Raw genomic sequence first — 10,286 nt, 5'->3', positions numbered from 1 at the left:
ACACTCGAACACCATACGGGCCCGCGGCAGGTCAAAAGCCGCATCAAAGGCCGGACACATGTCAGCACCCGACCGCGCGATCAAATAGCCAAAAAAATCCTCTTGCAATCAGGGCGTCTACACATGTCGCAAAGTTTGCGACCCGACGGTTGAGCGTCGCATGGTCGACTTTCACGCCGCGTTCGGCGAGAATTTCCTCAAGGTCGCGGCATGATACGCCATAGCGGATGTAGAAGAAGACCGCGAACAGGATCACGTCACAGGGGACCAGGTCACGGCGCTTGGTAGTGTCAAAGATCTTTCGCGCTTTCGTTTTCAGGCGACGGCTCCGTGGGTTTGGTACTGGTCCGTGTAGAGCGGTGCCATGTTCATGTATTTTCGGCTGGACCACTTGCCTGGGCGGGCTCGGCCCGGTGACATCTGGCACCTCGACGAGGTTGCCGTGAAGATCTCGCCGGGCGGTCGTTCTGGCTGTGGCGCGCGGTTGATCAAGCGTCACGGCGACCTGCCCAGGCGTATAGTGACCGACAAGCTGCGTTCATACGGGGCAGCCTTGCGGGAACGCGCGCCCGGGCTCGACCACTGGCCACATAAAGGATTGAATAATCCTGGCGAGAACAGTCACCTGCCCATCCGAAAACGGGAACGCTCCATGCAAGGGTTTCGGTCGCCGGGTGGCTTGCAAAGGTTCATCTCGCTCCACTCCGCCACACGCAACTGTTTTTTCGTTCCATATCATCACCGCACCGCACCGCACAGACCATCCGATATCACCGGATGGAAGCGTTCGATGGATGGAGGGCGGCAAGTGTCGTCCGAAGGCGAAGCGTGCAGTCGCAGCCGGATCACCCGCAGTTAAGGTGACAAACCCGGGGGCTGCCCCTGGTCGGCGAGCGGTCGACCAAGCCCCTTGGGGTGGACCATTTTCCTTGGAAAGCCAACCGCAATGGGGATTTCGGGGGGGCTCAGTCCCGTTCCACTGCGGCATGCATCGTGGCGGAAGCCTGTGACCTGGCCGGATGGCATCAGGCACTGCTGTCCCGTGAGCGCAGACTGTCGATCCGGTGGATGACGTCTCCAATGAGGCCGCGCGGCAAAAACATCACGCATGCGATGAAAAGGCCGCCGAGAAGCAGAAGCCATGTTTCGTTGAAGACCGAGGAAAGGTTGCTCTCCAGAACACGGACGAGAATCGCCCCAAGGCAGGCGGCAATCAGCATGCCCCGTCCGCCAAGAGCGACCCAGATCAGGACCTCGGCCGACAGGGTGAAGCCGATCAGGGAAGGCGAGGCGAAGCCGAACTGGGCCACAAACAAGGCGCCGGCCAGCCCGGAGAACGCCGCGCCGATGGCGAAGGCTGTCGCCTTGTAGGCGGTGGTGTCATATCCAAGGGCACGGGTTCTGGTTTCATGCAGGGACAGGGCTTTTGCCGCAAGTCCCCATCTGGATTGCAATATGACCGTGAGCGCCAGAAAGCCGATAACGAGCGTGACAAGTGCCGCATAGTAAAGTGGTCCGGTCTCCCAAACCTCGAAACCACCTCCGTTGAGGCCAAGGTTTATCGGCGGAACATTCATGAGCCCGTTGAGGCCGCCCGCATAGTCCCAGTTGATAAACAGCCGTTCAACGACGAAGGCAACCGCGAGCGTCACGATGCCGAAAAAGGGGCCTTCAAGCCCTTTGGCCGAAAACAGGAACAGGCCCAGCACATAGGCGAAGAGGGCGGGAACAATCATGGCGGCCGCAAATCCGGCCCAGGTGGAGACAAGTCCCGCTGCGCCGGGAACCATCCCCAGGGTGACGAAACTCATTGCGTATGCGCCGAGACCGAAAAATACCGCCTGCCCCAGGCACAGCAATCCGCAGTGGCCCCACACAAATGCGAGGCTGGCGGCAAACAGGGCGTAGGAGAAATAGATAGACAGGTCGGCCAGGAGCCAGTCGGTGGAGACCGCGGGCAGGGCGACAAGGATGACAAGGCAAACAAGGGCCGTCAGGGTCTGTGTGCTGGCGGTGTCCAGCGTCTTCCGGATCATGTCTTACGTCTCTTGCGGGCAAGCAGGCCGCTCGGGGCCAGACGGATAACGATTATGGCAAGCACGAACACCACGAGCTGTGCCCAGACCGGGGACAGGAATGTTGCCGTCAGATTATCGGCCAGTCCGACGCCGCTGGCCCCCGCGACCGGACCGGTGATGGTTCCCAGCCCGCCGACAAGAATGGCCAGAAAGGCCGGCACCAGAAAGCCCAGTCCCATTTGCGGGTCCAGGGAAATGAGCGGTGAAATGACGGCCCCGGCAAGCCCGGCGAGCCCTGCTCCGAATGCAAAGGTCAGGCGATCGAGGCGACGCGTGTTGACCCCCAGGCAAGCGGCCATCGTCCGGTTGGCGATGACCCCGCGCGCGGCCAGGCCGGTTCTTGTCTTGAAAAAGAACAGGAAGGTTGCCGTCACACAGCATATGGAAACTGCCATGATGAACAGCCGATAGGACGGGTAGGAGGTCCCCAGGATCGGGACGGCCGTGCTGAAGGGCGCTTCCACGGCGTATGAGCCCGGCCCGAAACCGATGACGATCAACTGCTTGATGAGCAACGAAATGCCCCAGGTCGCCAGGATCGTGTCGACAACCCGGCTGTAGATGCGCCGGATCACAAGTTCTTCCACGACAAGGCCCACAACGCCAACGACGACCGGAGCAAGAACCAGACCTGCCCAGAAGGAGCCGCCGGCCATTTTCACAGCGAGCAGCACATATCCGCCGAGCATGAGAAACTCGCCATGCGCGAGGTTGATGACATTCATCAGGCCGAAAATGATCGCGAGTCCCAGCGCGACAAGAAGCAGGATGAGTGCATAGTTGCATGCGTCGAGGAGGGTGATTGCCAGTTCGCTCATGTCAAAACGCCAGATATTTTTGCAGCACGGCGGAATCGCCGGCCATTTCACTGGCGAGGACTTCGCCCTGGATGGTTCCATGCTCCATGAAGACGGCGCGGCTGCAGATCCTGGTGACCATGTCGATATTCTGTTCGACGAGGACGATCGTTACGCCTCTGTCTTCGGAGATCTGCTTCAGCATTTGTCCGATTTCGGTGACGATGGACGGCTGAATGCCCTCGGAAGGTTCGTCCAGCAGCAGCAAGGCGGGGCGCCCCATCAACGCCCGGGCGATTGCCAGTTGCTGTTGTTGCCCGCCGGAAAAGGCGCCCGCCTGGGTTCTGGCCCGCTCCCGCAGGACCGGGAAAAGCCGATAGACCTCATCCAGGTCCGCCTTGGTCGCCTTCAGGTTGCCCAGCAACAGATTTTCTTCCGTTGTAAAGTCCTTGAAGATTTCCCGTCCTTGCGGAACATAGCCAATGCCGGAGGCGGCGACCTGAAACGGGGCTGCGCCCGTAATGTCGTGCCCGGACATCCGGATCCGACCGCCGCGCGGTTTTATCGTGCCCATAACCGTTTTCAGGAACGTGGACTTGCCGACGCCGTTTCGTCCCATGACGCCGACAATCGTTCCCGGGTCGACGCTCAGGGACAGGCCCTGCAGGACCGCCCCTTCGCCATAGCCTGATGTAACTTTATCCAATTCAAGGAGCGGCTGGACCAAGATAGGCCTCCTGAACGGCTTTCATCATTCGAACGTCTTCGTATCGGCCGTCGGCGATGATTTTACCGTCCATCATCACCGCAACCCTGCAATCGAGTTCTTCCACGAACCACATGTCGTGTTCGATGAGAATGATCGAAACGGTTCCCAGGGCCATCAGTCTGGAGATGAGATCGGCTGTTTTTTGCGTTTCCTGCCGGGTCATGCCGGCGGTGGGCTCGTCCAGGAGAACAAGTTCGGGGCTCATGCCGAGGACCATGCCGATCTCCAGCCACTGTTTTTGCCCATGCGAGAGGTGTCCGGCGGTCGTTTCTGCAAGATCTGAAAGCGCAATTGTTTCAAGAATGCCGTTCGTATCGGCGGTTTCTTCCCCGGCCCGCGGAAGCAGGCCGAGCAGTCCGCGCTGTCCCGCCTTTGAAAAAGCCGCTACTTCCAGGTTTTCCCGGACAGTGAGGTCGTCATAAACCGACGGCACCTGAAATTTGCGGCCAATGCCAAGGCGGGCGATCTTGTGTGGCGCCAGACCCACCAGGGAATTTCCAGCGAAACTTATTGTTCCGGCTGTCGGCGACAAGAACCCGGAAACAAGGTTGAAGAAGGTTGTTTTTCCGCAGCCGTTCGGTCCGATGATGCACAGAAGTTCGTCCTTGCCGACTGTCAGGTCAAGTCCGGCGAGGGCCTTGACCCCGCCGAAACTTCTGACCAGTTCCCGGACCTCCAGACCGCTTCCAGACATGAGCTGCTCCAGATCCGGCGCTTCAGGAGCACAGGGCATTCGGAGCGATGCTGCCGAGCGCATCAACGACCTTCAGCTCTTGTCCCTCGGTCTTTGCCAGATACATGTTCATGGTCACATGATGATCCGCGGCGCCGATTGTGAGCGGTCCTGTCGGGGTTTCGATGGTCAGGCCTTCCAGCCCGTCGACCAGTGCTTCCTTGTCGACCGTTCCGGCTTTCTCCAATGCGGCCTGCACGGCCTTCAGGGAATTGTAGTGGGTCATCACATAGTGGGAAATCGGAGTTTCCGCGCCTGCGGACTTCTGGATCTTTGCAACGAAGTCCTGAGCGTCAGGTGTGTCCAGAGAGGCGGCGAAGGGAACCGTCACCCACATGTTCTGGCCTTTGCCCTCTCCGAATGCGCCAAGATAGGTCTCGGCAAATCCGAGGAACCCGATCGTCACCTCGTCCAGAAGGCCAAGGTCTTCCGCCTGCTTGATGAAGGTGATGCCATCTGCCCCCGGAAGCGCGAAGAGCAGAACCTTTGCTCCGGAGTCCTTGATCTTGCGGATGACGGGTGCAAAGTCCTTTACGCCCCAGGGCGTGAATTCAATGCCCGCGACGCTGCCGCCGAGACCTTCGACCAGCCCGGAAGCTGTCTCGAACATTTTTTGCGGCCAGACATAGTCCGCGCCGAACATATAGAAGCTGTCGCCTGCGTTTTCCTTCAGGGCCGGAATCAGTTTTTCCAGCTCCTGGTTGGGGACGGTGTTGAATCCGAAGATGTAGCGGTCACACGCTCCGCCTTCGTAGTTGGTCGCGTAAAGAAGCGGCGTTTTCATGCGCTCGAGCGTTGGCGCCATGGCGTCCCGCGCGTTCGAGGTGATCGGCCCGGTCAGAGCGAGCACTCCGTCGCGCCGGATAAGGGATGTCGCGCGTTCAACGGAGGTTTTCGGATCGGTCTTGTTGTCTTCGTAGATCACTTCAACGGGCCGGCCGAGTATGCCTCCGGATGCATTGATCTCCTGTGCGGCGAGATCCAGTCCCAGCTTGGCCTGGTTTCCGAACAGTTCCAGTCCGCCCGAGAAAGGCAGGACCGCTCCGATCTTGATCGGTTGCGATGCAGCGAAGGCCGGGGCAGTGAATTTGGCGGCCGCGAGCACGCCGCCGGCTGAGTACATTGTGGCCGACAAAAAGCGGCGCCGAGACAAATTTCCCATCTGACTGATCCCCTCGATCTTGCTTGCAAACTGGACTGCAGGTCTTCTGAATGCATCTGTATATTCATGTGTATGCTAACGATTGAAAATGGGGTTGGCAACGGCATTTCGCCTGCTAAATTGGCGTGACAATTAAATGTGCATTTTTCAAATCGCCCGGGAAGACAAAGGAACAGAAATGCTAAATCCTGATCGGGACGTGCTTGTCGCAATCGATGTTCAAAATGATTTCTGTCCCGGAGGAGCGCTGGCCGTCACTGACGGGGATGCTGTCATTGCGCCGATCAACGCACTTGGTGAAAAGTTCTCTCACCTGGTGGTCACGCAGGACTGGCACCCGGCGGGGCATTTGTCTTTCGCCAGTTCGCACCCCGGCAAAGAGCCCTTTTCCCAGACGGAACTGGCCTATGGGGCGCAGACCCTGTGGCCGGACCACTGTGTCCGGGGAACTGATGGGGCTGCGTTTCACAAGGATCTTGTTCTGGATGGCGTTGAACTCGTGATCCGGAAAGGCTTCCGCGGCGAAATCGACTCCTATTCCGCATTCTTTGAAAACGACAGGAAAACACCAACCGGCCTGGCGGGCTACCTGAAGGAGAGGGGGTTGCAAAGGGTGTTTCTGGCAGGACTTGCGACCGACTTCTGTGTGGCTTTTTCGGCGGTGGATGCCGCGGCGCTCGGTTTCGAAACCTTTCTGATCGAAGACGCCTGCCGGGCAATCGATCTGGACGGGTCCCTGGATGCGGCCCGCAAGGCGATGGCGGAGGCCGGGGTCCGGACAGTCTCAAGTCATGCCCTGTGACTTCGGTGGTTGCGAAGCTATTGCCGAGCGGCCCGGCTGGCTGACTGCTTACTGAATTTTCTTCAGGAGCCGGGACAGGGTGCGCCGCTCGGATGCCGTCAGCGGCGCGGTTGTCTCGGCGGAGACCTCAAGGCCCAGCTTCGCGTTTGAGCGGAAGTAGAGATCCCCCTTTTCTGTCAGGGAGATCAGCTGCCTGCGTTTGTCGCCGGGGTCTTTTTCGGATTGCAGCAAACCGCGCGCGCCCAGTCGGTCGACGACGCCTTTTGTCGTTGCCACATCCAGTCCAACCGTTCTGCCCAGCCGGTTCTGAGAGACCGAGCCCAGCTCCGTGAGACGTGCCATGACAGCGAACTGGGTTGGCGTCAGATCCTGGATCTTTTCGGAGAAAATCACGGCGTTGCGCTGATAGGCCTTTCTGAGAAGGTAGCCGATCTGTTCATCCAGAACGTAGCCATGGCCGGACACTTCATCGTCCGGCCCGTTCGCTTCGGGGATCACTGCTTGTTCGGCTTGATCGGTCACAATGTTTCCTTGTCGCCTTACGGCCATTCAGACGGACAGATAGGCATCCCGGATTTCAGGTTGTTTTTCAAGTGTGGAAAACGATCCGTCAAACTTCTTTTCGCCGCCCTCGATGATGACGGCCCGGTCGGCGACGGCTCCGGCGAAATGGAGGTTTTGCTCCGAGATGATGACTGTCAGGCCTTCCTGCTTGAAGCGGAGAATGGTCTTTGCCATCTGCTCCACGATGACGGGAGCGATGCCTTCCGATGGTTCGTCCAGCAACAGGAGTTTGGGGTTGCCCATCAGTGTGCGGGCAATGGTCAGCATCTGCTGTTCGCCGCCGGACATGGCCTTGCCACGGTTGTGCCGCCGTTCCCAGAGATTCGGAAAAATCTCGAAGAGGGCCTCGGGGGTCCACACGGGCGCATCGCTGCGGGCTTTTTGACGACCGACCTCAAGGTTTTCCAGGATGGTCAGGTCGGTAAAGATGCGCCGCTCTTCAGGCACGAAGCCGACACCCAGCCGTGCGACCCGGTGTGGCGGCTGTCCCGTGATGTCGGTCCCTTCGAAGACCACGGATCCGGACTTGGGGCGGACCAGCTGCATCACGGATTTCATGGTCGTTGTCTTGCCCGCGCCATTGCGCCCCAGCAGTGCCACCACTTCGCCTCGACCGACCGAAAAACTCAGGTCGTTGAGAATATGTGCCTTGCTGTAGAAACTGTTGAGGGACGTGACTTCAAGCATGGGTGTCCTCCTTGTTGAAGAGCATCCCGCCACCAAGATAGACTTCCTGAACCTTCTTGTTGTTGCGGACTTCCGTGGCTGTGCCTTCGGCGATCAGTTCGCCCCGGTTCAGCACCATGATGTGGTGCGCATGGGCGAATACCACATCCATGTCGTGTTCGGTAAAAAGGACGCTGACGCCGCGCTCTCTGACGATATCGGCGGTCAGCTGCATGAGCCTGATCCGTTCTTTCGGCGCCATTCCGGCGGTTGGTTCGTCCATGAGCAGCAGTGTCGGTTCATTGGCAAGGGCGATGGCAAGTTCCAGGCGTTTGAGATCGCCATAAGCCAGGATCGCGCAGGCCCGGTCGGCCTGATCCGCCATTCCGACGATTTCCAGGAGGGCCATGGCCTCTTCACGGTAGAGCTTGTAGGCGTATGGCCGGATGGCGAAGATCCTGCGGTGATGGGACATCAGGGCCATCTGGACGTTCTCCGCAACCGTCATGCTCTGGTAGGTGCCGGTTATCTGAAACGTGCGACCGACACCCCGGCGCCAGATATCCCGTGGCGGTTTTCCGGTGATTTCCTCCCCGTTGAGGAAAACCTTGCCCGAAGACGGGGGCAGCTGGCCCATGAGCATGTTGAAGCATGTGGACTTTCCGGCCCCGTTCGGGCCGATCAGAGCCTTCAGTTCTCCCGGGGCGACTTCGAAAGTCACGTCCTTGACCGCCTGGATGCCGCCAAAGAAACGATTCAATCCACTGACCTTGAGAACGGCGTTCATTTCATGAACTCCTCTGTCCGGCGCAATCCGATGCGTTCGCTGACCTTGCGGAGTGTTCCGACAATGCCGTCAGGCGCGATGATGACGACGCCGATGATCACGAGGCCCAGAATCAGCCGCCAGTATTCCAGGCGTGTGAGCCAGTCCTTGGCCACTTCCATGAACCCTGCGCCCACCACGCCTCCGGACAGTGTTTTCACACCACCGAGAAAGACCACGATCAGGGCGTCGAAACTCTTGGCGATTTCCAGTTCGTTCGGAAAGATCGAGCCCTTGGAGAAGACAAAAAGGCCTCCGGCCAGACCGGCGAGGGCGCCGGCAATCGAGAAGGCCGTCCACTGGATCAGCTTGACGTTGATGCCTGTCGCTTCCGCCTGGCGAGCGCTGTCGCGTGTGCCGCGCAGGGCATAACCGATGGGGGCGTGGGTCAGATGGCGCAGAAGGATGATGCCACCAACCCCGACAATCAGGGTGAAATAATAGTAAGCGTTTGTTCCGGAAAGCCATTTGGCGGGCCAGATATTGACAAGTCCGTCATCGCCACCGGTCACTTCGTACCACTGGAAGGCGGCAGACCAGATCAGCTGGGAGAAGGCCAGTGTCAGCATGGCGAAATAGACACCGCTGAGCCGGATGCAGAACCAGCCAAAGAGGATCGCCAGCAGGCCAGCGGCCAGCGGGGCAAACATGAACGCAATTTCCATCGGCGTGTCCGAGTAGGAAACCAGCAGTGCAGCCGCATATGCACCGCCGCCGAAGTAGGCGGCATGACCGAAGCTGACCAGGCCGCCCGTGCTGAGCATGAACTGGAGCGAGGCTGCGAACAGGCAGAAGATTATGATGTCGGTCAGCAGGACCTGCGTGAAACTTCCGCTGAAGACGGGGATCAGGGCAAGCACGGCAAGAAGCGCGGCAACCGCGATGCGGCCGTAGAGGCCTGCCGGACGGATGGGGCGGTCGGGCTCGCCGGCCTGGCCGTGCTCTCCTGCTTTTTCTTCGCGTCCGAAGAGTCCGTATGGCCGCAGAAGCAGAACGACTGCCATCACGACATACATCAGCACAAGCGTGCTCTGGGGAAGGTAGGCGACCCCGAAAACGTTGAGGACAGAAATCAGGACAGAGGCGACGAAGGCACCGGGAATCGATCCCATGCCCCCGATGACAACCACCACGAAAACCGAGGAGATGATGTTCAGGTCCATCAGGAGATCGGCCCCGCCTTTCGGCAGCTGGATCGCACCACCGAGTCCGGCCAGTGCAGACCCCAGGAAAAACACACCGGTAAAGAGCCATGACTGATTGACCCCGAGGGCCCCGACCATTTCCCTGTCCTGCGTGGCGGCCCTGACGAGAATGCCAATGCGCGTTTTGGTGATCAGCCACCACAGGCCCAAAAGGATGAAGGGCGTGATCGCGATCAGCGCAAGATCATATTGCGGAACGGGTTCGCCCATGATGCGAACAACGGATTTCAGCCCGGGAGCCCGGGGGCCGAGGCGGTCCTCCGCCCCCCAGATCATCAGCGCAAGATCCTGGATGACCAGAATGACACCGAAGGTCGCCACCAGCTGGAACAGCTCCGGTGCGCGGTAAACCGGTCTGAGGACGCATATCTCGATGATGACACCGATGAGGCCGATGATCAGGCCCGACAGCAGGATCGCGCTCCAGAACCCGAAGGCGCCGGGCAAGGTGTTCATCAGGGTGATCCCGAAATAGGCGCCGAGCATGTAAAGCGACCCGTGTGCGAAATTCACGATCCGGGTTACCCCGAAGATCAGTGACAGTCCGGAGGCCACCAGAAACAAAGCCGCGGCGTTTGCGAGCCCTGTCAGGATCTGAGCAACAAAAAGACCCATGGGGAGTTATCATTCCTACACAATGAGTAGACGGGCCGGCGCGGAGAGCCCCCGCGCCGGGAAAGTCCT

10 protein-coding genes and 2 pseudogenes are annotated in these 10,286 nt (G+C 59.4%); 2 read left to right on the top strand and 10 right to left on the bottom strand.

What is annotated here, in order from left to right; all coding sequences use genetic code 11:
• Window positions 1–127: 127 nt before the first annotated feature.
• Window positions 128–271, bottom strand: a pseudogene (locus DCO57_RS19000) (IS6 family transposase); the annotation flags it as partial.
• Window positions 272–415: 144 nt separating this feature from the next.
• Between DCO57_RS19000 and DCO57_RS18995 the strand changes: the two are divergent.
• Window positions 416–736, top strand: a pseudogene (locus DCO57_RS18995) (DDE-type integrase/transposase/recombinase); the annotation flags it as partial.
• Between the two features lie 289 nt (window positions 737–1,025).
• Here DCO57_RS18995 and DCO57_RS18990 read toward each other — a convergent pair.
• From DCO57_RS18990 to DCO57_RS18970, 5 genes are read right to left on the bottom strand one after another with little or no spacing between them, the layout of a single operon-like run.
• Complete coding sequence (locus DCO57_RS18990; RefSeq protein ID WP_116700492.1) at window positions 1,026–2,036, bottom strand: branched-chain amino acid ABC transporter permease; 1,011 nt, start codon at window positions 2,034–2,036, stop codon at window positions 1,026–1,028.
• A complete protein-coding gene (locus DCO57_RS18985) occupies window positions 2,033–2,896 on the bottom strand; it encodes a branched-chain amino acid ABC transporter permease (RefSeq protein WP_116700491.1) in 864 nt (287 codons plus the stop codon). The genes DCO57_RS18990 and DCO57_RS18985 overlap by 4 nt, the downstream gene beginning before the upstream one ends.
• A 1-nt stretch (window position 2,897) precedes the next feature.
• Window positions 2,898–3,602, bottom strand: coding sequence for an ABC transporter ATP-binding protein (locus DCO57_RS18980; protein ID WP_116700490.1), 705 nt, complete (start codon window positions 3,600–3,602; stop codon window positions 2,898–2,900).
• Window positions 3,583–4,338 carry an ATP-binding cassette domain-containing protein gene (locus tag DCO57_RS18975; protein WP_116700497.1) on the bottom strand — a complete coding sequence of 252 codons (756 nt, stop codon included), beginning with the start codon at window positions 4,336–4,338 and terminating at the stop codon, window positions 3,583–3,585. Before DCO57_RS18975 ends, DCO57_RS18980 begins: the two co-directional genes overlap by 20 nt.
• Window positions 4,339–4,360: 22 nt before the next feature.
• Window positions 4,361–5,539 (bottom strand): substrate-binding protein, encoded by a 1,179-nt coding sequence (locus DCO57_RS18970; protein ID WP_116700489.1) that lies wholly within the window; start codon window positions 5,537–5,539, stop codon window positions 4,361–4,363.
• Window positions 5,540–5,717: 178 nt separating this feature from the next.
• Between DCO57_RS18970 and pncA the strand changes: the two genes are divergently transcribed.
• The gene (gene pncA / locus DCO57_RS18965) at window positions 5,718–6,341 is read left to right on the top strand and encodes a bifunctional nicotinamidase/pyrazinamidase (RefSeq protein WP_116700496.1); all 624 of its coding nucleotides are present in this window, start codon (window positions 5,718–5,720) and stop codon (window positions 6,339–6,341) included.
• 48 nt (window positions 6,342–6,389) lie between these two features.
• On the opposite strand, the gene DCO57_RS18960 is transcribed toward pncA, so the two are convergent.
• Genes DCO57_RS18960 through DCO57_RS18945 form a run of 4 tightly spaced genes read right to left on the bottom strand, consistent with a single transcriptional unit; the run spans window position 6,390 to window position 10,217 of the window.
• Window positions 6,390–6,863: a MarR family winged helix-turn-helix transcriptional regulator gene (locus DCO57_RS18960; protein WP_244287975.1), complete on the bottom strand. Its 474-nt coding sequence runs from the start codon at window positions 6,861–6,863 to the stop codon at window positions 6,390–6,392.
• Between the two features lie 27 nt (window positions 6,864–6,890).
• A complete protein-coding gene (locus DCO57_RS18955; RefSeq protein ID WP_116700487.1) occupies window positions 6,891–7,592 on the bottom strand; it encodes an ABC transporter ATP-binding protein in 702 nt (233 codons plus the stop codon).
• Window positions 7,585–8,358: an ABC transporter ATP-binding protein gene (locus tag DCO57_RS18950; protein WP_116700486.1), complete on the bottom strand. Its 774-nt coding sequence runs from the start codon at window positions 8,356–8,358 to the stop codon at window positions 7,585–7,587. Before DCO57_RS18950 ends, DCO57_RS18955 begins: the two co-directional genes overlap by 8 nt.
• A complete protein-coding gene (locus tag DCO57_RS18945) occupies window positions 8,355–10,217 on the bottom strand; it encodes an ABC transporter permease (RefSeq protein ID WP_116700485.1) in 1,863 nt (620 codons plus the stop codon). The genes DCO57_RS18950 and DCO57_RS18945 overlap by 4 nt, the downstream gene beginning before the upstream one ends.
• Between the last annotated feature and the right edge of the window lie 69 nt (window positions 10,218–10,286).

This window comes from Labrenzia sp. 011, from assembly GCF_003075075.1.
Lineage (GTDB): Bacteria > Pseudomonadota > Alphaproteobacteria > Rhizobiales > Stappiaceae > Roseibium.
Note: the sequence above shows the minus strand (reverse complement) of the source record. Positions and strands in the feature narration are given on the sequence as shown.

Excerpts from the sequence above, each read along its gene's own strand:
- DCO57_RS18945 (WP_116700485.1), bottom strand. The coding sequence starts at position 10,217 with ATGGGTCTTTTTGTTGCTCAGATCCTGACAGGGCTCGCAAACGCCGCG.
- DCO57_RS18970 (WP_116700489.1), bottom strand. The coding sequence starts at position 5,539 with ATGGGAAATTTGTCTCGGCGCCGCTTTTTGTCGGCCACAATGTACTCA.
- pncA (WP_116700496.1), top strand. The coding sequence starts at position 5,718 with ATGCTAAATCCTGATCGGGACGTGCTTGTCGCAATCGATGTTCAAAAT.
- DCO57_RS18955 (WP_116700487.1), bottom strand. The coding sequence starts at position 7,592 with ATGCTTGAAGTCACGTCCCTCAACAGTTTCTACAGCAAGGCACATATT.
- DCO57_RS18985 (WP_116700491.1), bottom strand. The coding sequence starts at position 2,896 with ATGAGCGAACTGGCAATCACCCTCCTCGACGCATGCAACTATGCACTC.
- DCO57_RS18975 (WP_116700497.1), bottom strand. The coding sequence starts at position 4,338 with ATGTCTGGAAGCGGTCTGGAGGTCCGGGAACTGGTCAGAAGTTTCGGC.
- DCO57_RS18950 (WP_116700486.1), bottom strand. The coding sequence starts at position 8,358 with ATGAACGCCGTTCTCAAGGTCAGTGGATTGAATCGTTTCTTTGGCGGC.
- DCO57_RS18990 (WP_116700492.1), bottom strand. The coding sequence starts at position 2,036 with ATGATCCGGAAGACGCTGGACACCGCCAGCACACAGACCCTGACGGCC.